Genomic DNA, 20,797 nt, shown 5'->3' with positions numbered 1-20,797 from the left:
TCAGGGCGTGTAGGTCTTCGCCGCGTCCGAGACGAACGGCGGGCGGACCGTGCGCATGCCGCCCGGGACGCTCTTGTCCGGCTGGATGATCACGGACTCACGCGACGACGGGGCCTTGGGGTCGCCGAGGTCGTGGGTCATCCCGAAGCCGGCGTCGTACGAGGTCATCGTCAGGAGCGCCTTGTCGACGCCGGCCCGGGTGAGGTCCTTCTCCGCGCAGGCCTTCTTCAGGGCCTCGCCGAAGACGCTCGCCGCGGTCCAGCCGGCCACGATGCCGTTGTCCAGGGCGTCGCTCGGGTAGGCGGCCCGGTAGTCCGCGACGAGCTTCTTCGCGGTCGGGGTGTCCGCGCCGATGGGCAGGCTCGGGGAGGCGAACCAGTACATCTTCTCCAGGGCGGGACCGGCCTGGGTGCCGAGGAGCTGCGGGGCGAAGGCGGAGTTGTTGCCGACGACCGGGACGCGGAGGCCGGTGGCGGCGGCGACGCCGACGAGGGAGGCGGCCTGGCGCGGGCCCGCGCTGATGACGATGCCCTTGACGCCGGCCTGCTTGAGCGCCGCGACCTGCGCCGACATGTCGTTGTCGGTGGGCTTGATCTTCTGCTCGACGACGGTCAGACCCGCCTTCCCCGCCGCGTGCTTCGAGCCCTTGAGCGCGTTCTCGCCGTAGTCGCCCTCGAAGTAGACGTGGCCGAGCTTGTCGCCCGACTTCAGGCCCTTCTCCTTGACCAGGAAGTCGACGGCGTTGATGGTCTCGACGTCGTACGTGGCGCCCAGGACGCGGATGTACGGGGAGCCGAGCAGGGAGGCCGACCAGGCCTGCGGGAGGACGAGGGCCTTGTCCTGGCCGTCGACCCGGGGCTTGACGGCGGCGACGAACGGGGAACCGATGAACTGGGCGTATCCGACGACCTTCGGCTCCAGCTCCGTGTAGGCGGCGAGGGCCTTCTGCGGGTCGTAGCCGTGGTCGCGGACCGTCAGCTCCAGCTGTCGGCCGCAGATCCCGCCGGCGGCGTTGACCTGCTTCACGTACAGCTGCTGGGCCTGGGTGACGCTCTTGCCGAGGGTGGCGTACACGCCGGTCATGTCGGTGAGGGCGCCGAGCGAGATCGTCTTGTCGGTGACGCCCTCGCCGGTCTTCACCCCGCCCGCCCCGGTCTGCTTGCCGTCGCCGGTCTTGGCCTTGGAGCTGCATCCGGCGGCGGTGAGGGCGACCAGTGCGGCGAGCGCGGCGGCCAGGCCCCGCACGGCCTGTCGTCGGTGGGTCATCGTGCCTCCCCTGAGGGTTCGGTGGTGGTGGTCGGGGTGGGGGTGGTGGGGGTGGGGGGGGGTGGGGGTGGTCGGGGTGGGGGTCTTGGGGCTGTGGGGGCTGTCGGGGCTGCTGCGGCCGCTGCGGCCTCCCGGTTTTCCGGGCCTTCGGGCCGCCAGCCCGGCCAGGCCTCCGGGGAGGAACAGGACCACCGCCACGACGGCGGCGCCGTACAGGTAGCGCGCGGCCTCCCCCGGTGCGATGCCGCCCGTCCCCGGGGCGGAGACCAGCGGCAGCGCGTCGCTGTAACGGTTGAGGAGCTGCGGCAGCAGGGAGACGAAGACGCCTCCGGCGACCGCGCCCGCGACCGAGCCGAGACCGCCGATGACGATCATGGCCAGGTACTCCAGGGACAGCGCCATGCCGAAGTACTCCGGCACCGTGCGCTGGAAGACCAGGGCCAGCAGGACCCCGGCGAGGCCCGCGTACATGGACGACAGGACGAAGACGGCGGCCCGGTAGCGGGCGACCGGGATGCCCATGACGCCGGCGGCGATCCGGTGGTCACGGATCGCGTTCATCGCGCGCCCCGGGCGGCCCCTGAGCACGCCCCGGGCGAACAGGAAGCCGGCCAGGAGCAGGACAAGACCGAGGTACCAGAGCTTCTCCACCGCGCCGAACGGCACCTGGGCGACCAGGAGTTCGGTGTCGTCGAAGGTGAGACCGAAGAGGGAGAGCGGCGGGACCGCACGGCCGTTGTAACCGCCGGTGAGGTCATGCGCGTTGAACAGCACGTGCTGGCCGATGAAGATCAGCGCGAGGGTGGCGATGCCGAGGTACGCGCCCCGCAGCCGGCCCGCGATCGGGCTGAACACCCCTCCCGCCAGGCCCGCGAGGGCGACGGCGAGGACGGCCGCGAGCCAGCCGGGCAGACCCAGTCCGGCGAGCCCGTCGGCGCCGTCCCCGGCGAAGGCGCAGTAACCGTACGCGCCGACGGCGAGGAAGAAGGCGTGCCCCATGGAGAGCTGCCCGGTGGCGCCGGTCAGGAGGTTGATGCCGATCGCACCGAGGGCGGCGGCCATCGCGAACAGACCGGCCTGCAGCCAGAAGCGGTCCAGGTAGAAGGGCAGGACGAGGAGCAACAGACAGGCGGCGGCTCCCCCGTACACGGCGGGGCTGCCGACCCTCAGGCCGCCCCGGGCGAGGGTCTCAGACACGGGCGAGCTCCTTCGTGCCGAAGAGTCCGGCCGGGCGGATCAGGAGCACCGCGACCATGACGAGATACGGGGCCAGGTCACCGATCCCCCGGCCGAGGAACGCCAGGTCGCCCTGGTAGCCGGTGGCGAGGGACTCGGTGACGCCGACCAGAAGGCCGCCGACGAGGGCGCCCGTGGTGGAGTCGAGGCCGCCGAGGATGGCGGCGGGAAAGGCCTTGAGCGCCGCGAGCGAGGTGGCCCGCTCCAGACCCGGGGTCGGGAAGACGGTCAGGAAGAGCGCGGCCACGGCGGCGAGGCCGCCCGCGACCGCCCAGGCGCCGAGGGAGACCCGACCCAGCCGGATGCCCATGAGCGCGGCCGTCTCCTGGTTCTCGGCGGCGGCCCGCATGGCGACGCCCCAGGACGTGTACCGGAAGGCCAGCAGGAACGCCGTGATGAGGAGGGCCGCCGCGAGCAGCGCGGCGATCCGGGTCTCCGCGATCGTGACCCCGCCGACGGTGACGACGGCGTCGCCCCAGGGGTCGCCGAGGGCCAGGATGTCGGTGCCGATCCGGCGGGTCAGCTCGGTGGCGAGGAGGATGTCGACGCCGATGGTGACGATGGCGAGGACACTGTGGTCGCTCCCCCGGTGCCGCCGCATCACCAGGAACTCGACGGCCGCGCCGACCACCGCCGCGCCCGCGACGCCGGCGAGCAGCGCGGGCCAGAAGCCGATCTCGTCGTGGAGCACGGCCGTGACGTAGCCGCCGGCCAGGAGGAGCGACGCGTGGGCGAAGTTGACGACCTCCGTGGCCCGGAAGATGACCACGAAGCCGAGGGCGATGAGGGCGTAGATCGAGCCCAGGGAGATGCCGTTGATCAGGAACTCGGCGAAGGTGCTCACGCGGCGGACTCCTCTCCGAGATAGGCGCGGACGACCGCCGGGTCGTTCTGCACGTCGGCGGGGGCGCCGTCGGCGATCCGGCGGCCGAAGTCGAGGACGGTGACGGAGTCGGCGAGGCGCATCACCAGGCCCATGTCGTGCTCGACGAGGAGCACCGAGATGCCGAGGCCGTCGCGGACGCCCGCGATGACCGAGGCGGTGCGGCGCCGCTCGTCGGCGGTCATCCCGGCGACCGGCTCGTCGAGCAGCAGCAGCTTCGGCTCCATGCAGAGGGCGCGGGCCAGTTCGGCGAGCTTCTGCTGCCCGTACGGGAGCGAGCCCGCCGGCCGGTCGAGCTGCCGCTCAAGGCCGACGAAGGCAGCGATCTCCCGGACCCTGGCACGGTGGCGCGCCTCCTCCCGGGCCGCCGAGGGGAGCCGGAGCCCGGCGGCGACGAAACCGGTGCGGGTCAGCCGGTGCCGGCCGAGCATCAGGCTGTCCTCGACGGTGGCGCGGGGCGGCAGGGCCAGGTTCTGGAAGATCCGGCCGACGCCGAGGTCCGCGATCCGGTGCGGGGACAGCGCGGTCAGCTCGTGCGGACCGAGACGGACGGAGCCCTCGGTGGCGCGGTAGACGCCGGAGAGGACGTTGAAGCAGGTGGACTTGCCCGCGCCGTTGGGACCGATGAGGGCGTGCACGGTACCGGGACGGACGGTGAAGCCGACACCGTCGAGGGCGGTGAGCCCGGCGAACCGGACGGTGAGACCACGGACTTCGAGGGCGAGCGGTGGGGCGGAGGGGGTGGTGGGCGCTTGGGGGCCGGGGGGTGGGGCGCCGTCGGGTACCGGCTCGCGGCTGGGCTGACGGGTGGGCTCACCGGCGGGCTGCGGTTCGGGGCTCCCGGGCGGGGGTGGCGTCGCGGGGCCGGGCCCACGGGTGGGCTCCCGTTCGGGGCCCCCGGGCGGGGGTGGCGTCGTCATCTCGTCTCCTCCCAGCGGGACAGGACCGGGTGCGCGGCGTCGGCGCGAGCCGCGTCGGCGGCCGCCTCCTCGTCCACGACACCCAGATAGCGGCGGCGCACCTCGTCGGAGGCCGCGAGTTCGGCGGCCGGGCCGGACAGGGTGACCTCGCCGACCTCCAGGACGTACGCGCGCGAGGCCAGCCGCAGGGCGAGCGCCGCGTTCTGCTCGACGAGCAGCACCGCCGTGCCCTGGGCGTTGATCTCCCGGACCGCGTCGGCGATCCGGGCCGCCATCAGCGGAGCCAGGCCCAGCGACGGCTCGTCCAGGAGCAGCAGATCCGGCGCGGCCATCAGCGCACGGCCCACCGCCAGCATCTGCTGCTCGCCGCCCGAGAGCAGCCCGGCGGGCTGCCGGGCGCGCTCGGCGAGCACCGGGAACAGCTCGTGGACCCGGCGGAGCGCGGCGGCCTTCGCCGCCCGCCCCCCGCGGCTGCCGAGCGCCCCCGCCCGCAAGTTGTCCTCCACCGTCATCCGCGCGAAGACCTGACGCCCCTCCGGCACCTGGGAGACGCCCGCCGCGACGACCCGGTCGGGCGGCAGCCCGTCGAGCGGCCGGCCGTCCCGGCGCACCGTGCCGGAGACCACGGCGCCGCCGTGGAACCGCAGCGTGCGCGAAACGGCCCGCAACAGCGTCGACTTGCCGGCGCCATTGGCTCCGAGGACGGTGACGATCTCGCCCGCAGGGACCGTCAGCGACACCTGCCGCAGCGCCCGTACCGGCCCGTATCCCGCCGTCAGGTCCGTCACCTCAAGGGCGGGTGCGGTACCTCCCATGACTCCCCTTTCCCCGGCCGGCTCGCCACACGGGGTCCCCGGCCGCTTCGATGGCGCTCACCCCAGCACCGCGCCGGACCGCGCGTCCACGGCCCGCGGCCGAAACGCTGCCGGTGACCAGCAGCCGCGCCGACGGGCTGTGCATGCGCACAACGCTGCGCGTCAGGGCTGTGCGCGGGGGCCCCGGGCGGTGGATCCTCCCGGCATGGGACGGCGCAGACGGCGGACCGGTGACGACTGGAAGGTGCTCGCACAGGCGTGCACCGCGCTTCTGGAACGGGTACCGGAGCTGGTCGACGAGCATCTGAGGGAACTCCACGCGTACGAGCCCGCCTACGGGCGGATCCTGCCGTACGACCAGCACTGGCAGGAGGCCCGCGAGGCGATGCGGATCGGGATCGAAATGATCTCCGCGCCGCGGAACTCGCCCCGGCGCGACCTGGAACACGCCGACGAGATGGGCCGGCGGCGGGCCGCGCAGGGCATGCCGCTCGAACTCGTCGTCCACGCCTACCGGCACGCCGGACACCTGGTGTGGGACGCGCTGATCGAAGGCGCGGGAACGGACACGGCGCAGCTCGCGGCGCTGATGCAGTCGGCGACGACGGTGTGGTCGGCGGTGGACGCGCAGGCCGACACGGCGTCGGAGGCGTACCGGACGACCGAGCTCGAACTGCGCCGGCGCACCGACGAACAGCTCCAGGCACTCCTCGACGCGCTGCTCCAAGGCCAGCGCTCACCGGAACTGGTGTCCAGGGCCGCGGCCGGCCTCGACCTGCCCGAGCAGGGGCGGTACGCGGTGGTGGTACTGCGCTACGACCGGCGGGAGGAACGGGAACCGTTCCACCGGCAGGTGCAGGGCGAAGGCGTGCGGTTCCTGTGGCGGATGGGCGCGGACTGCGAACTGGGCGTGGTGGCGCTCGCCGGCGACACCGGACTCGACGCGCTGTCCGAACTCCTCGACGGGCGGTGCCCGGGGCCCGGCGGGATCAGCCCCGTCGTGGTCGGCCTGACCGAACTGGGCCGCGCGCGGCGGCTCGCGGAACTCGCCCTGCGGACCTGCCCGCCGGGCAGCCGCGAGATCGTCCGGCTCGACCGGCGGATGGCCGGCGCGCTGGTCGTCGCCCAGCCGGAGATGGCCGGCCTGCTGGTCTCCGACGTCCTCGGCGGACTCCTCGAGCTCGACCCGGCCGACCGGGCGGTGCTGCTGGAGACGCTAGACGCGTGGCTGGAGTGCGAGGGGTCGGCGGGGCGGGCGGCCGGGCGGCTGTACTGCCACCGGAATACGGTGTTCAACCGGCTGCGGCGGTTGGAGCAGCTGACGGCGAGGTCGCTGTCGCGACCACGGGACCTCACGGAGATGACCCTGGCACTCGACGCCTTCCGCTTGACGCGCCCGGCGTAGCACCCCGGACCCGCCTGGACGGCGCCCACCCCCACGGGGGCCCGCGCCCGCCGTGTGGGCCCGCGCCCGCCGCCGTGTGGGCCGGCCCGCCGCGTGTGGGCCGGCCCCGCCCCCGTGTGGACCGGGCCCGCCCGGTGTGGGCCCACGGCCGCCGCCGCGTGGGCGCCGGGCCCCGCCCCGCCGTGTGGGCAATCGTCCCGCAGGGCGGGACGGGTGGGCACACGGGACGGCGCGCTTGGCGGCGCCTCCGCCCCTTGTGCCTGGACCCGCACCGAGCAGCGCGCCGCACCAGGGGTGCGGGTTCAGGAGCGAAAGCCTAGGCCCGGCAAGGGGCGCCGTCCGTTGTGCCCACCCGTTCCGCCCCAGCGGAACGAATGCCCACAACGGGGGGCGCGGGGGCTACTGGAGGAAGTCCCTGGCGATGTTGGCGGCTACTTCTTCCAGGAGGGGGCCCGCGTTGGGCATGGACTTGGTGGGGTCCGGCTCCAGGGCCGTCAGGGGGTACGCGCGGCGGATGCCCGCCGCGCCCAGGGCCTCCGGCGGAAGGGCCAGGCGGCCGCAGACCGCGACGACCTCCTTGCCGGCCGCACGCGCCGCCGCCGCGACCCCCGCGGGCGCCTTCCCGTGGAGGGTCTGCTCGTCGAGGGAGCCCTCGCCGGTGATGACCAGGGTCGCCCGGGCCAGGGCGGGGGCGAAGCCGAGGACCTCCAGCATCAGCTCGATGCCGGGACGGAAGCTCGCGCCGAGGATGAGCGCGCCGTAGCCGATGCCGCCCGCGCCGCCGGCGCCGGGGGCGACCGCCGCCTCGGCGGCCCGGGGGCCGACGGCCTTCTCCAGGACGGTGGCGAAGTGGGCGAGGGCCGCGTCGAGGGTCCGGACGTCGTCCGGGGTGGCGCCCTTCTGCGGGCCGTAGACGGCGGGGGCGCCCTTGGGCCCGGTGAGCGGGTTGTCGACGTCGCTCGCGAGGATCAGGTCGACCGAGGCGAAGCGGGGGTCGAGCCCGCTGAGGTCGGCCGTGGCGAGGTCGGCGAGGGGCGCGCCGCCGGGGCCCACCGGTTCCCCGGACGCGTCGAGGAAACGCGCGCCGAGTGCGGCGAGCATGCCGGCGCCGCCGTCGGTGGTGGCGCTGCCGCCGACGCCGAAGACGAGGGTGGTCGCGCCGGCGTCGAGCGCGGCGCGGAGGAGCTCTCCGGAGCCGTACGTGGTCGCGGTGAGGGGGGCGAACACGCCGGGCGGGAGGAGCTGGAGGCCGGAGGCCTCCGCCATCTCGACGACCGCGGTGCCGTCGCGCAGCGCGAACGCCGCGGTGACCGGTTCGCCGAGGGGTCCGGTCACCTGGACCTCGCGTCGTTCGAATCCGGCCGCGACGGCCGCCGCGACGGTGCCGTCGCCGCCGTCCGCGACGGGGAGCGTCTCCACCGTGAGGTCCGGGACGACCCGTCGCAGTCCTGCTGTGACCCGCTCCGCGACCTGTACGGCCGTGAGCGAGCCCTTGAACTTGTCGGCCGCCACGAGCACGTGTGCGACCTGAGTTGCTGCCCCGTCCGTCACCTTGCATCCCTTGCTTTCGAACGTGCAGTCGCGCCGAGGCCGACCCTATCCGTACCGCCGGACGGCGTGCCACCCCCGGATCGGCGGATATTTCGCACCATAGTGGGGTCACATGAGCACGGAACCGGTCGGTCGGACCCCCCAGGAACAGCAGGAGCGGCGGGAACGGGACGCGCCCGACGGCAAGGTCATCGGGATCGGGATGGCGGCGGTCGTCGCCGTGGTGGCCTGGGCGGCTCTCGGTGAGGAGTCCTTCGACAGTGCCTCGTCTTCGGCCCTGCGGTGGGTGCTCGCCAACTTCGCCTGGCTGTTCGTGGTGGCCGCGGACACCTTCCTGGTGCTGTGCGTGGTGATCGCGCTGAGCCGGTTCGGCCGGATCCGGCTGGGCGCGGACGACTCGGAGCCGGAGTTCACGAACCTGGCGTGGATCGCGATGATGTTCAGCGCCGGCATGGGCATCGGTCTGATGTTCTACGGGGTCGGGGAGCCGCTCACGCACTTCCTGAGCCCTCCCCCGGCGAGCGGGGTCCCGGCGGGGACGGGTCCGGCGGCCCGTACGGCGTTGGAGTACTCGTTCTTCCACTGGACGCTGACCCCGTGGGCGATCTACGGCATCGCGGGTCTCGCCCTCGCGTACGCGGGTTTCCGCAAGGGTCGAGGGAACCGGCTGAGCTCGGCGTTCGTGCCGTTGATGGGGGCGCGCCGGGCGGATTCCTGGCCGGGCAAGGCGATCGATCTGCTCGCGGTGTTCGCGACGGTGTTCGGTACGGCGACGAGTCTGGGGCTGGGGGCGCTCCAGGTCGCCGAGGGGCTGAACCTGACGATGGACGTGGAGAACTCGACGGCCACGCAGCTGGTGATCATCGTGTCGCTGTCGGCGGCGTTCGTCCTGTCGGCGTTTTCGGGCCTCCACAAGGGCGTGAAGTGGCTGTCCACGCTGAACATCGTCCTCGCGGCCTGTCTGATGCTGTTCGTCTTCCTGCTGGGGCCGACGGTCTACGTCCTGGACACGATCCCGGCCGCGGTCGGCGGCTATCTGCACGAGCTGCTGCCGATGGCGAGCCGGACGGGGGCCTTCACGGACCGTGACTGGCTGGGGGCCTGGACGATCTTCTACTGGGCGTGGTGGCTGTCCTGGGCGCCGTTCGTCGGCACCTTCATCGCCCGGATCTCGCGCGGGCGGACGATCAGGGAGTTCCTGGTGGGTGTGCTGCTCGTGCCGTCGGGCGCGACGGTGGTGTGGTTCTGTGTGATGGGCGGTACGGCGATCCGGCTGGAGTCGACGGGCGCGGCGGACCTGGCCACGGCAGTGAAGGACGGGGCGGAGGCCTCGCTGTTCGCGATGCTGGAGGCGCTGCCGATCGGCACGGTGACCTCGGTGATCGCCATGATCCTGGTGATGACGTACTTCGTGACCAGCGCGGATTCGGCCTCGCTGGTGATGGGCTCGCTGACCAGCCGGGGTTCGCTGCACCCGCCGACGTGGCTGGTGGTGGCCTGGGGCGTGCTGATGGCCGCGGTGGCGGCGGCGCTGCTCGTGGTGGGCGGTCTGAACTCGCTCCAGACGGCGACGATCCTGGTGGCACTGCCGTTCGTGGTGGTGATGCTGGCGCTGTGCTGGGCGCTTCTGAAGGAGCTGCGGGAGGATCCGGGGGCGGGTCCGGCCCGGCACCACGCCCTGCACGGGCTTGGGGACGCGGTGCGGGCGCTGGTCGGCGAGGCGATCACCGAGCAGGGCGGGTCACGGCACCATCGGCTGCGCCGGGCGGCGAAGGCCCGCACGGACCCGGAGCCGCCGGAGGGCACCCCGCCGGGCTGACGGTCCGACCCGCGTGGCACGGCAGTCGCCCCGGCGCGCGGGCGGCCCCCTGGTTCGGTACACCGGAGGTATGGGTCTCACGCACGGCGAACTCGCGGACCGCGTCCTGGGCGGCTGGACGGGCCGGATCGCCGGGAACATGCTGGGCAAGCCCGTCGAGCAGGGGGAGCACTGGACGCGGGAGCGCATCGACGCCTATCTGCGCCTGACGGACGCGCTGCCGCTCACGGACTATCTGCCTCCGCCGCCGCCCGGCGCCTCGGGTTTCGTGCTGCGGCCCGAGTGGGAGCGGTGCGTGCGCGGCGGTGTCGACGGCAGCTGCCGGGACGACGACGTCGACTGGTCGATCCTCGGGCTGCATCTCCTTGAGACGTACGGCTTCGGCTTCTCGACCGAGCAGGTGGGCCAGGAGTGGCTGCTGCGGCTGCCGTACCTGCAGACCTTCACGGCCGAGCGGGTCGCCTACCGGAACCTCGCGAACGGGCTGCGACCGCCGCTGACGGCCACGTACGACAATCCGTACCAGGAGTGGATCGGTGCGCTGATCAGGGCCGACGTGTACGGGTGGACCTCGCCCGGCGATCCGCGCCGGGCCGCCTCGCTGGCCCGCAGGGACGCGGTGCTCTCGCACACGGGGAACGGGGTGTACGGGGCGATGTGGGCGGCGGCGCTGATCGCGGCGGCCTTCACCGCGCCGGACGTGCGGTCCGCGCTGGAGACGTCCCTGGAGCGGATTCCGGCGAGCTGCCGGCTCGCCAGGACCGTCCGGGACACGATCGCGCTGCACGAGGCGGGCCTCGACCGGGACGCGACGCTGACCACGCAGGCCGAGCGGACGGCGGGGCTCGGCTGGATCCACACCGTCCCCAACGCGGCCGTGCTGACCGCCGGACTCCTGTACGGGGAGGGCGACTTCACCCGCACGATCGCGCTGACCGTGCGGGGCGGCCTGGACACCGACTCCAACGGCGCGACGGCCGGTTCGGTGGCGGGGGTGATGTGCGGGGCCGCCGCGATTCCGCCGCGGTGGAAGGAGCCGCTGCGGGACCGGGTGGACAGCGCGGTGTTCGGCTTCGGCGGGGCCCGGATCGGCGAACTGGCCGAACGGACCGTGCGGTTGGCCGAGGAGACGGGCCCTCCCCCGGCCGGCTCCTAGGGCGGGTATCGAAAGCACGGACAGGCCGGGCGGGGTGATGTCCCGCTCCGGCCCGTCCGCTCTCTGCCACTTGACCGACCCCTGACCTGATGGCGAAACGCCGCGGCGTGCCGGGGCGTTTCCTCAGTTCAGCGCAAGCCGTCGGTGTCGTCGAGCTCTTCGCCGATCGGGAGTGGCTGACGGTCATCCCCCGGGTCATCGCTGTAGACGGCCGCGGAGACCGCGCTGTCGTAGGCGTCGTCGAGGCCGTTACCGCTTGCGTCGAGTATGTTCTCCCAGTCAATTCCCATGCCTACGAGCCTACTCGTCGTGTTCGAGGAACCGAGCGAAGCCTGATCCACTTTCGATACACGGCCTGGAACAGGTGCCGGGGGGTGGGTGTGGTCGGGCCGGTGGGTGTACGTCGTCAGCCCTGCGGGGGTTCCGGCGGGAGCATCTCGCCGGTGCGTCCGGCCTCGTCGCGGCTGGCGGTTCGGGCCTCGGTGCGGTGTCCGCGCGCGATGTAGTCGCGGACGACGGCCTCGACCGCGTCCTGGGGGTTCCCGATCCCCGCCAGCACCATGACTTCCACGACGAGCTCGGCGTCGAGCGTGATGTTCACCTTGGCCATGGCGGGAACGTAACACCCGTAAACCCGTTCGCGGGGCGGATCGGTGATCCCTAGGCTCGTCTCATGACGATGGTCGCGATCCTCAGCGGAGCCGGTATCTCGACGGACTCCGGCATCCCCGACTACCGGGGGCCCAACGGCGTCTGGCGGCGGGACCCCGAGGCCGAGCGGCTGGTCACCTACGGGCCGTACATGTCCGACCCGGAGATCCGCCGCCGCTCGTGGCGGATGCGGCTCGACGGCCCGGTCCTGAGCGCCGAGCCGAACGGGGCCCATCACGCGATCGCGGCGTTCGAGCGGACCGGCGGCCACGCGCTGCGGGTGATCACGCAGAACGTGGACGGGCTGCACCAGGCCGCCGGTGTGCCCGCGCGGAAGGTCCTCGAACTCCACGGCTCGGCACGGTCGGTGGTGTGCACGGCCTGCCACGCCCGGTCGTCGATGGCGGAGGCGCTCGACCGCGTACGGGCCGGTGAGGACGACCCGGCGTGCCGGGTGTGCGGCGGGATCCTGAAGTCAGCGACGGTGATGTTCGGGCAGCGGCTCGATCCGGTGGTGCTCGGCGACGCCATGGCGATCGCCAAGGCCACCGAGGTGTTCGTGGTGGTCGGCAGCAGCCTCCAGGTCCAGCCCGCGGCCTCCCTCGCGGGCATCGCGGCCGAGCACGGGACCCGGCTGATCATCGTGAACGCCGAGCCCACCCCGTACGACCCCGTGGCCGACGAGGTGGTGCGCGAACCGATCGGCACGGCCCTGCCGGCGCTCCTCGACCGGCTCCGCAAGACCGGGCCCGCGAGCCCGGCCTGATCGGCGGGCCCGGCCTGATCGGCGGGACGCCCCCTAGAACAGGGCGGCCGGTTCCGCCGTGCCCGATTCGAAGGCGAGCAGCCGCTGTTTGCGGTCGAGGCCGCCGCCGTAGCCGGTGAGGCCGCCGCCCGCTCCGATCACCCGGTGACAGGGCACGATGACGCTGACCGGGTTCTTGCCGTTGGCGAGGCCGACGGCACGGGAGGCGCCGGGGCTGCCGAGGAGCTCGGCGAGTTCGCCGTACGTCCGGGTCTCCCCGTACGGGATGCGGCGGAGTTCCGCCCAGACGCGGAGCTGGAAGTCGGTGCCGACGAGGTGCAACGGCAGGTCGAACTCGGTGAGTTCACCGGCGAAGTAGGCGTCGAGCTGGCGGATCGCCTCGCCGAAGGGGCGCGGGTCGGGCTCGCCGAAGGTCTCCTCGGGCGGGCGGTGGCGCTGCCCCGTCATGTGGACGCGGCTGAGGACGCCGTCGACGGCGACGAGGGTCAGCGGCTCGTACGGGCTGTCCACGACGGTGTGACGGACGGTGGGAGCCATGGCGGTTCAGTGTCCTTCGCTGGGCAGGAGGTTGATCGGGTGGTCGTCGGTCGCCCAGAGGTACTGGACGGCGTAGGCGCGCCAGGGGCGCCAGTGGGCCGCGCGGGCGGTGAGGGCGGCCGGGGTGCCCGGCAGTCCGAGTCCCGCGGCGGCCCGCCGGACGCCCAGGTCGCCGGGGAGGAAGGCGTCGGGGTCGCCGAGGGCCCGCATGGCGATGATCTCGGTGGTCCAGGGGCCGAACCCGGGCAGGGCGAGCAGCCGGGCCCGGGTCTCCTCGCGGTCGCCGGCGGGGCCGAGGGAGAGCGTTCCGTCGGCGAGGGCCCGGACGAGGGTGAGGAGGGTGGTGCGGCGGCTGCGCGGCAGCGCCAGGGTTTCGGGGTCGAGGGCGGCGAGCGCGTCGGGGCCCGGGAAGAGGTGGGTCAGGCCGCCCTCGGGGTCGTCGACCGGGGTGCCGTGCGCGGTGACGAGCCGGGCGGCGTGGGTGCGGGCGGCGGCGGTGGAGACCTGCTGGCCGAGGACGGCGCGGACGGCGAACTCGGCGGGGTCGACGGTGCCGGGCACCCGGCGGCCGGGCGCCTCGTCGACGACCGGTGCGAGCAGCGGGTCGGCGCGCAGCCGCTCGTCGACGGCGACGGGGTCGGCGTCGAGGTCGAGGAGGCGGCGGCAGCGGCTGATGGCGTGGGTGAGGTCGCGGGGGTCGGTGAGGGAGAGTCGGCAGGCGATGTGGTCGGCGCGCGGGGCGAGGGCGACGATGCCGTGCCCGTACGGGAGGCGCAGGGTCCTGCGGTAGGCGCCGTCGCGCCACTCCTCCACGCCGGGGACGGCGGTCGCGGCGAGGTGGCCGAAGAGGTTGGAGGGCTCCAGCGGGGCGCGGAACGGTAGCCGGAGGCTGATGACGCCCGGGGTGGGTGTCCGGTCGGGGGCCGGTCGGGCGGCGCGGGCGCGGAGCTCGCCGGGAGTGAGGGCGAAGACCTCGCGGACGGTGTCGTTGAAGGTGCGGATGGAGGAGAACCCGGCCGCGAAGGCGATCTCGCCGAGCGGCATCGGGGTCGTCTCGATGAGGACCCGGGCGGTCTGGGCGCGCTGGGCGCGGGCCAGGGCGAGGGGTCCGGCGCCGAGTTCGGCGAGGAGCTGGCGTTCGATCTGGCGGGTGGACCAGCCGAGCCGCCGGGCGAGCCCGGGGACGCCCTCCCGGTCGACGACCCCGTCCTGGATGAGCCGGACGGCGCGGGCGACGGCGTCGGCCCGGACGTTCCACTCGGGTGAGCCGGGGCTGGTGTCGGGGCGGCACCGCTTGCAGGCCCGGAATCCGGCGCGCTGGCAGGAGGCGGCGCTGGCGTGGAACTCCATGTTCTCGGGCTTGGGCGGGACGACCGGGCAGCTGGGGCGGCAGTAGATCCGGGTGGTGCGGACGGCGGTGAAGAACACGCCGTCGAAGCGGGCGTCCTTGGACTGGACGGCCCGTACGCAGCGCTCGGTGTCGGTGTGCATGAGTCCAGGATCGGGCACGGAGGGGCGCCCGGGCTGGCGAGAAAACGACATGGACGTCCGCCGACGTCCATGTCGGGTCCTGCCCGTCGGGTGCCGTCGTGGGCGTCCCGCCGTCAGACCGGCACGGTCCGGTAGTGGGTGGTGAGCCGGCCGTCCTCGTCGAGGACGTGGAAGGCGAGCGCGGGCGGCAGGTCGAGGTGGACGTGCGGGTGGGTGTCCGGGCGCTCCCAGGGGAGGCGGATCGCCGAGACGACCCCGGGTGCGACGAGCAGCGGGCGGCCCGCGAAGGTCGTGGCGGCGGCGGTGTGGGCGTGGCCGGCGAGGAAGGCGGCGAGGTGGGGGTGGCGGTCGGCGAGCGCGGCGAGCCGCTCCTCGCCGAACTGCCGGACCGCGTCCACGTACGGGGTGTGCAGCGGGACGGGCGGGTGGTGGAAGGCGACGAGCACGGGTACCTCGTGCGGGGTGCCGGTGAGGACGCCGTCCAGCCACTCCAGGGTCTCGTCCTCGAGGAAGCCCTCGTCCTTGCCGGGGACGGAGGAGTCGCAGAGGGCGACGACGAAGCCCTCGCCCCGGAGCAGCTGGTTGACGGGGGCGCCGGGGCGGTCGTCGTCCCCGGTGGCCGGGTCGAGGAGGCCGGCCCGGAAGGCGGCCCGGTCGTCGTGGTTCCCGGGGCAGACGAGCAGCGGGTGCCGGGAGCTGAGGAGCTCCCGTACGACTGCGTACTCGTCCGGGCTGCCGTGGTCGGCGATGTCTCCGGTGACGAGGACCGCCGCCAGGTCGTACGGCAGCTCCTCCAGGTACCGCAGGACGGCGCGGGTGCGGTCGACGCTGCGCGGTTCCCCGTCGACATGGATGTCGCTGACATGGGCGATGACGATCACGTGGCTCGGTCCTCCGTCGGTCTCACGGGCGGCTGGGTGCCGTCCGACCGTACGGTGATCGTGGTCCGGTCGTAAGGGCCGATCGCCGACCGGTGGCCCGCCCCGCCGGGGGCGGGGCGTGCGGGCTACTCGAAGCGGGTGGTGTCGCCCGCCCCTCGGCGCAGGATCTCGGGCTCGCCGCTGGAGAAGTCGACGACCGTGGTGGGTTCGGTGCCGCAGTCGCCGGAGTCGAGCACCGCGTCGACCTGGTGGTCGAGGCGTTCCTTGATCTCCCAGCCCTGGGTCAGCGGCTCCGTCTCGTCGGGCAGCAGCAGGGTGCTGGAGAGCAGCGGTTCGCCGAGGTCGGCGAGGAGCGCCTGGGTGACGACGTGGTCGGGGATGCGGACGCCGACCGTCTTCTTCTTGGGGTGCAGGAGCTGCCGCGGCACTTCCTTGGTCGCGGGCAGGATGAAGGTGTACGCGCCGGGGGTGGCGGCCTTGACCGCGCGGAAGACGTCGTTGTCGATGTGCACGAGCTGGCCCAGCTGGGCGAAGTTCTGGCACATGAGCGTGAAGTGGTGCCGGTCGTCGAGGTCGCGGATGGTCCGGATGCGGCTGATGCCGTCCCGGCTGCCGAGTCGGGTGCCCAGCGCGTAGCAGGAGTCGGTCGGGTACGCGACGAGCGCCCCGTTCCGGATGCTGTCGGCCACCGTGCCGATGGTGCGCGGCTGGGGGTTGTCGGGGTGCACGTCGAAGTACTTCGCCATGAGAGGCAGTCTAATTTTTCAGCCGGAGGCGCGCAGACGGCGCCAGACCGCCTTCGCCGCGTTGTGGCCGGACATGCCGTGCACGCCGGGGCCGGGCGGGGTGGCGGAGGAGCAGAGGAAGACCGCGGGGTGCGGGGTGGCGTACGGCCGCAGCGACAGGGTGGGGCGCAGCAGGAGCTGGAGGCCGCGGGCGGCGCCGCACGCGATGTCGCCGCCGACGTAGTTGGCGTTGTGGGCGGCGAGTTCGGGCGGTCCTGCGGTGGCGCGGGCGAGGACGCGGTCGCGGAAGCCGGGGGCGAAGCGCTCGATCTGGCGCTCCATCGCGTCGGTGAGGTCGCCGCGCCAGCCGTTGGGCACATGGCCGTACGCCCAGAACACGTGCTTGCCGTCGGGGGCGCGGGAGGGGTCGACGAGGCTGGGCTGGGCGGTGATGAGGAAGGGCGCGCCGGGCGCGGTGCCGGAGGAGGCCTGGCGCAGGGCGGTGTCGATGTCGCGGGCGGTGGGGCCGATCTGGACCGTCCCGGCGCGGCGGGCGGCCTCGGCGGTCCACGGGACGGGGCCGTCGAGCGCGTAGTCGATCTTGAAGACGCTCGCGCCGTACCGGTAGTGGTCGTAGTGGGCGCCGAAGCCGGCGATCCGGGCCAGGGCGGTGGGCGAGGTGTCGAAGACGTAGGCGCGGGCGGGCGGCAGGTCGTCGAGGCGCTTGACCTCGAAGTCGGTGTGGACGGCGCCGCCGAGGTCCTTGAGGTACGCGGTGAGGGCGTCGGAGAGGGACTGCGAGCCGCCCCGGGGCAGCGGCCAGCCGACGGCGTGGGCGGCGAGCGCGAAGACCAGGCCGACGGCTCCGGTGGCGAAGCCGCCGAGCGGCGCGATGACATGGCCGACGAGTCCGGCGAACAGGGCGCGGGCCTTCTCGTCCTGGAACCTCCGCATGAGCCAGGTGGACGGCGGGAGGCCGGTGAGCCCGAAGCGCGCGAGGGTGACCGGGTCGCGGGGCAGCGCGGTGAGCGGCAGCTGCATGAAGTCCCGCGCCAGGGTGTCCCACTTGCCGGCGAACGGGGCGACGAGTCTGCGGTACGTCCCCGCGTCGCGCGGCCCGAAGGAGGCGGCGGTCTCGGCGACGGAACGGGCGAGGACCGCGGCGGTGCCGTCGTCCCAGGGGTGGGCCATGGGCAGTTCGGGGTGGAGCCACTCGAGTCCGTACCGCTTCAGCGGCATCGTCCCGAAGACCGGCGAACCCGCGCCTAGGGGGTGCACGGCCGAGCAGGGGTCGTGGCGGAAGCCGGGGAGGGTGAGCTCCTGGGTCCTGGCGCCCCCGCCGACGGTCGGCTTCGCCTCGAAGACGGCCACGGAGAGGCCGCGGCGGGCCAGTTCGACGGCGGCGGTCAGTCCGTTGGGCCCCGCGCCCACGACGACGGCATCGAGCATGGACGTCACCTTCGACACCTTCGGACTCCTTCGTCGTCAGCCGATGGCCAAGGCTCCCAGGATAGGCCGGGGCGGTCGCCGCCCGGGGTGCGGGCCGGGCGCCGTGACGGGGCCGGGCCGGCGTGCCCGCCGAGGCGGCCCCGGGGCACTGCCGTCACCGTCCCCCGAGGAGGCCGCGGACGCGTTCGGCGGTCGCCGCGTCCCGGGCCGCCGTGAACGGCAGCGCGTTCCCCCCGGTGATGCGGAAGGGCTCGCCCGCGAGGGTCGTGTGCGCGCCGCCCGCCTCGGTGACCAGGAGCAGTCCGGCGGCGTGGTCCCAGGCGTACTCCCAGGAGAAGGCGGTGGCGTCGAGGGTGCCGCGCGCGACGGCCAGGTACTCCAGGCCGGCGGAGCCGCACGGCCTGGGGTTCACCCCCTCGGTGACCAGGCCGAGCAGGGCGGCCTTCTGGTCCGGGGTGGTGTAGTCGGGGTGGGAGGTGGCGACCTCGATCGGCGCGCCCGCGGCGGGTGAACCGGAGCGCAGGGGAAGGCCGTTGAGCGTGGCGCCGCGGCCGCGGACCGCGGTGGCGAACGCGTCGAGCGCGGGCGCGAACGTCCAGGAGGCGAGCAGCTCGCCGTGCCGGGCGAGGGCGACGAGGGTGCAGAAGGCGGGGTCGCCGTGGACGAACTGGCGGGTGCCGTCGACGGGGTCGACGATCCAGACGGGCGCGTCGCCGCGCAGCGCGTCGTACACGGCGGGGTCGGCGTGGACGGCCTCCTCCCCGACGACCACCGAACCGGGCAGCAGCGCGGTCAGGGAGGCCGTGAGGTGGGCCTCGGCGGCCCGGTCGGCGACGGTGACCAGGTCGTGCGGGCCGTTCTTCTCGACGATGTCGTCGGCGGCGAGCTGCCGGAAGCGCGGCATGATCTCGACGGCCGCCGCCTTGCGGACCGCCTCCTCCACCTCGGTCGTACGGCCGCCGAGGACGTGCTCAAGGAACTCTTCGCTCATGTGTCCAGCTAAGCACGCGGGGCTGACAACCGGACCTTCGCTTTCGTCACCGTCCGTTTCCCCGGGGAGTACCCTTTGGCCGAGTTCACCCCTTACATGCAGGGAGGGTTCCGTGCACGGCGCGTACCACGGTGAGTACAAGGTCCCGGGCGGAAAGCTCGTGGTCGTCGACCTCGACGCGGAGGACGGGGTCCTGCGGAACGTCCGGGTCGCGGGCGACTTCTTCCTGGAGCCGGACGAGGCGATCCTGGCGATCGACCGCGCCCTGGAAGGCGCGCCCGTCGACACGGACGCCGCCGGGCTCGCGGCGCGGATCGACGCGGCGCTGCCGCCGGGCACTCGGATGTTCGGCCTGACCGCGGAGGGCGTCGGGGTCGCGGTCCGCCGGGCGCTCGCCCACGCCACCGACTGGACCGACTACGACTGGCAGCTGATCCACGAGCCGCCGCAGTCCCCCGCCCTGCACATGGCGCTCGACGAGGTCGTCACGGCCGAGGTCGCCGCCGGCCGCCGGCCGCCGACCCTGCGGGTCTGGGAGTGGGGCGCCCCCGCCGTGGTCATCGGCAGCTTCCAGTCCCTGCGCAACGAGGTCGACGCGGAGGCGGCGGAGCGGCACGGCATCCAGGTGGTGCGGCGGATCAGCGGCGGCGGGGCGATGTTCATCGAACCGGGCAACACGATCACGTACTCGCTCTCCGTGCCCGACGCCCTCGTGCAGGGCCTGTCGTTCACCGACAGCTACGCCTATCTCGACGACTGGGTGCTCGGCGCCCTCGGCGACATGGGCGTCCGGGCCTGGTACCAGCCGCTCAACGACATCGCCACCGACGCCGGGAAGATCGCGGGCGCGGCGCAGAAGCGGATCGTGACGGGCGCCGGGGCGGTGCTGCACCACGTGACGATGGCGTACGACATCGACGCGGACAAGATGACGGAGGTGCTGCGGATCGGCCGCGAGAAGCTGTCCGACAAGGGCACGAAGAGCGCGAAGAAGCGGGTGGACCCGCTGCGGCGGCAGACGGGCCTGCCGCGCGAGACGGTGATCGAGCGGATGATCGCCTCCTTCCGGGGCCGGTACGGCCTGTCCGAGGGCCATCTCACGGAGGACGAGCTGACGCGGGCGAAGCAGCTGGCGGTGTCGAAGTTCGGCACGGCGGAGTGGACTGCGCGGGTGCCGTAGCCGGCGCCCGGGGGCCAGGGGCTGGCTAGGGTTGCCCCATGCGTGTCGAGGGGCCGGTGAAGCCGGGGTTGCGGATGGAGTGCGCCGACGGGCGGCGGCTGGTCCTGATGCAGGGTCACGCCCCCGTGCTCTTCGCCCGGCAGCGGGCCACCCACTGTGGCCTGCACTACGCGCGCACCGGCCGGTACGTCTCCCCGCTCGCCCCGCTCCGGGCCGAACGGGCGCGTGCGGTCGCGGAGTTCGCGGAGCCGGGAGAGGCGGAGTGGTGGAAGCGCTGGGCCGCGCACGCGGAGGCGGAGCTGCGCGGGGCCGCCGAGGGGCCGCTCCACGCGGGCGACTGGCTGCTGCTCCCGGACGTCCACCGGTGGTTCAAGGCCGTCAACTGGCCCACACTCCTGGCCCACGACCCGGACCGGGGGCATCTGACCTGGTTCGGATACGGGGATCCGGTGGAGGACGCGCGGGATCTGCTGCCGCTGCGGGCGCTGTCGGTCCCTGAGGCGCCGCGGGTGAAGGCGTACCGCCGGCAGTACCGGGAGGGTGTGCTGCCGCCGGTGTTCGCCTGGTGGATCAGCGGGCTCCACTCCCCCGTCGTGCTCGACGGTCACGACCGCGTGACGGCGGCGCTCGCGGAGGGCGGGCGCCCCAAGGTGCTGATCCTTGCGCGGGCGGTCGTGGACGACCCGTGGGTGGCGCGGCTCTCCGCCCGTCCCGTGGAGGAGTATCAGAAGCGGGTCGCCGCCCTGGAGGGGCCGCTCGCCGCGTCGCGGATCGCGCACCTGAGCCGCAGTCTCGCCGACGACCTGACCGCGATCATCGGCGGGTACGACCGCACCCTGGCCTGGCCGTTCCCGGGCGGCGCCGGCGCCTGGGACGCGGCGGCGGCCTCGTACGTCTCCGGCTGGGCGCCGGACGTCGACCGCTGATCGCCCGTCGGTCACCGGTCCGGCCGCGGGGTCAGGTGACCGTATCCCGTCGGCGTCGTTGAGCCCACGCGGGCCGGGACCGGCGCGGGAGGACGTGCGGAAACGTCTCCGCACCCCTCGGCCGGGAACCCGGCGTCGACAGTACGGAG

19 protein-coding genes and 1 pseudogene are annotated in these 20,797 nt (G+C 73.8%); 6 read left to right on the top strand and 14 right to left on the bottom strand.

Going from position 1 to position 20,797, the window contains the following annotated elements:
• From DEJ43_RS31515 to DEJ43_RS31495, 5 genes and pseudogenes are all read right to left on the bottom strand, one after another.
• The gene (locus DEJ43_RS31515) at positions 1 to 1,266 is read right to left on the bottom strand and encodes an ABC transporter substrate-binding protein (protein WP_015037479.1); all 1,266 of its coding nucleotides are present in this window, start codon (positions 1,264 to 1,266) and stop codon (positions 1 to 3) included.
• 99 nt (positions 1,267 to 1,365) lie between these two features.
• Positions 1,366 to 2,463 (bottom strand): annotated as a pseudogene (locus DEJ43_RS31510) (branched-chain amino acid ABC transporter permease); the annotation flags it as partial.
• The gene (locus DEJ43_RS31505) at positions 2,456 to 3,346 is read right to left on the bottom strand and encodes a branched-chain amino acid ABC transporter permease (RefSeq protein ID WP_015037477.1); all 891 of its coding nucleotides are present in this window, start codon (positions 3,344 to 3,346) and stop codon (positions 2,456 to 2,458) included. The pseudogene DEJ43_RS31510 and the gene DEJ43_RS31505, both read right to left, overlap by 8 nt.
• Positions 3,343 to 4,305 carry an ABC transporter ATP-binding protein gene (locus DEJ43_RS31500; protein ID WP_071892261.1) on the bottom strand — a complete coding sequence of 321 codons (963 nt, stop codon included), beginning with the start codon at positions 4,303 to 4,305 and terminating at the stop codon, positions 3,343 to 3,345. The genes DEJ43_RS31505 and DEJ43_RS31500 overlap by 4 nt, the downstream gene beginning before the upstream one ends.
• Complete coding sequence (locus DEJ43_RS31495; protein ID WP_015037475.1) at positions 4,302 to 5,120, bottom strand: ABC transporter ATP-binding protein; 819 nt, start codon at positions 5,118 to 5,120, stop codon at positions 4,302 to 4,304. Before DEJ43_RS31495 ends, DEJ43_RS31500 begins: the two co-directional genes overlap by 4 nt.
• A 205-nt stretch (positions 5,121 to 5,325) precedes the next feature.
• On the opposite strand from DEJ43_RS31495, the gene DEJ43_RS31490 reads away from it, so the two are divergent.
• Positions 5,326 to 6,525, top strand: a complete 1,200-nt coding sequence (locus DEJ43_RS31490; protein ID WP_015037474.1) for a PucR family transcriptional regulator — start codon at positions 5,326 to 5,328, stop codon at positions 6,523 to 6,525.
• Positions 6,526 to 6,924: 399 nt separating this feature from the next.
• On the opposite strand, the gene DEJ43_RS31485 is transcribed toward DEJ43_RS31490, so the two are convergent.
• The gene (locus tag DEJ43_RS31485) at positions 6,925 to 8,076 is read right to left on the bottom strand and encodes a glycerate kinase (RefSeq protein ID WP_015037473.1); all 1,152 of its coding nucleotides are present in this window, start codon (positions 8,074 to 8,076) and stop codon (positions 6,925 to 6,927) included.
• A 112-nt stretch (positions 8,077 to 8,188) separates the two neighbouring features.
• On the opposite strand from DEJ43_RS31485, the gene DEJ43_RS31480 reads away from it, so the two are divergent.
• Together DEJ43_RS31480 and DEJ43_RS31475 are read left to right on the top strand one after the other, a co-directional pair.
• Complete coding sequence (locus DEJ43_RS31480; RefSeq protein ID WP_015037472.1) at positions 8,189 to 9,895, top strand: BCCT family transporter; 1,707 nt, start codon at positions 8,189 to 8,191, stop codon at positions 9,893 to 9,895.
• A 70-nt stretch (positions 9,896 to 9,965) separates the two neighbouring features.
• Positions 9,966 to 11,051: an ADP-ribosylglycohydrolase family protein gene (locus DEJ43_RS31475; protein ID WP_015037471.1), complete on the top strand. Its 1,086-nt coding sequence runs from the start codon at positions 9,966 to 9,968 to the stop codon at positions 11,049 to 11,051.
• 128 nt (positions 11,052 to 11,179) lie between these two features.
• Here the strand turns inward: DEJ43_RS31475 and DEJ43_RS37660 are convergent, their stop codons facing one another.
• On the bottom strand, positions 11,180 to 11,341 hold the full coding sequence (locus DEJ43_RS37660) for a hypothetical protein (protein WP_015037470.1): 162 nt from the start codon (positions 11,339 to 11,341) through the stop codon (positions 11,180 to 11,182).
• Positions 11,342 to 11,457: 116 nt separating this feature from the next.
• Complete coding sequence (locus DEJ43_RS31470; protein WP_015037469.1) at positions 11,458 to 11,661, bottom strand: type II toxin-antitoxin system VapB family antitoxin; 204 nt, start codon at positions 11,659 to 11,661, stop codon at positions 11,458 to 11,460.
• 63 nt (positions 11,662 to 11,724) lie between these two features.
• On the opposite strand from DEJ43_RS31470, the gene DEJ43_RS31465 reads away from it, so the two are divergent.
• Positions 11,725 to 12,468: an SIR2 family NAD-dependent protein deacylase gene (locus tag DEJ43_RS31465; protein ID WP_015037468.1), complete on the top strand. Its 744-nt coding sequence runs from the start codon at positions 11,725 to 11,727 to the stop codon at positions 12,466 to 12,468.
• A 33-nt stretch (positions 12,469 to 12,501) separates the two neighbouring features.
• Here the strand turns inward: DEJ43_RS31465 and DEJ43_RS31460 are convergent, their stop codons facing one another.
• From DEJ43_RS31460 to DEJ43_RS31435, 6 genes are all read right to left on the bottom strand, one after another.
• Positions 12,502 to 13,005 (bottom strand): methylated-DNA--[protein]-cysteine S-methyltransferase, encoded by a 504-nt coding sequence (locus DEJ43_RS31460; RefSeq protein ID WP_015037467.1) that lies wholly within the window; start codon positions 13,003 to 13,005, stop codon positions 12,502 to 12,504.
• Positions 13,006 to 13,011: 6 nt separating this feature from the next.
• Positions 13,012 to 14,496: a DNA-3-methyladenine glycosylase 2 gene (locus DEJ43_RS31455; protein WP_041663087.1), complete on the bottom strand. Its 1,485-nt coding sequence runs from the start codon at positions 14,494 to 14,496 to the stop codon at positions 13,012 to 13,014.
• 113 nt (positions 14,497 to 14,609) lie between these two features.
• Entirely contained in the window at positions 14,610 to 15,377 is a 768-nt protein-coding gene (locus tag DEJ43_RS31450; RefSeq protein WP_015037465.1) for a metallophosphoesterase, read from the bottom strand.
• A 125-nt stretch (positions 15,378 to 15,502) separates the two neighbouring features.
• Positions 15,503 to 16,123 carry an L-threonylcarbamoyladenylate synthase gene (locus DEJ43_RS31445; protein ID WP_015037464.1) on the bottom strand — a complete coding sequence of 207 codons (621 nt, stop codon included), beginning with the start codon at positions 16,121 to 16,123 and terminating at the stop codon, positions 15,503 to 15,505.
• An 18-nt stretch (positions 16,124 to 16,141) separates the two neighbouring features.
• Positions 16,142 to 17,560 carry a phytoene desaturase family protein gene (locus DEJ43_RS31440; RefSeq protein ID WP_051026215.1) on the bottom strand — a complete coding sequence of 473 codons (1,419 nt, stop codon included), beginning with the start codon at positions 17,558 to 17,560 and terminating at the stop codon, positions 16,142 to 16,144.
• 145 nt (positions 17,561 to 17,705) lie between these two features.
• Positions 17,706 to 18,542, bottom strand: coding sequence for an inositol monophosphatase family protein (locus DEJ43_RS31435; RefSeq protein WP_015037462.1), 837 nt, complete (start codon positions 18,540 to 18,542; stop codon positions 17,706 to 17,708).
• 112 nt (positions 18,543 to 18,654) lie between these two features.
• Between DEJ43_RS31435 and lplAB the strand changes: the two genes are divergently transcribed.
• Both lplAB and DEJ43_RS31425 read left to right on the top strand, forming a co-directional pair.
• Positions 18,655 to 19,722: a lipoate-protein ligase LplAB gene (lplAB, locus tag DEJ43_RS31430; RefSeq protein WP_015037461.1), complete on the top strand. Its 1,068-nt coding sequence runs from the start codon at positions 18,655 to 18,657 to the stop codon at positions 19,720 to 19,722.
• 38 nt (positions 19,723 to 19,760) lie between these two features.
• A complete protein-coding gene (locus DEJ43_RS31425; RefSeq protein ID WP_015037460.1) occupies positions 19,761 to 20,648 on the top strand; it encodes a hypothetical protein in 888 nt (295 codons plus the stop codon).
• The last annotated feature ends 149 nt before the right edge of the window (positions 20,649 to 20,797 follow it).

Source organism: Streptomyces venezuelae ATCC 10712, from assembly GCF_008639165.1.
In the GTDB taxonomy this organism is placed as follows: Bacteria; Actinomycetota; Actinomycetes; order Streptomycetales; family Streptomycetaceae; genus Streptomyces; species Streptomyces venezuelae.
This window is presented reverse-complemented; position numbering and strand designations above follow the sequence as displayed.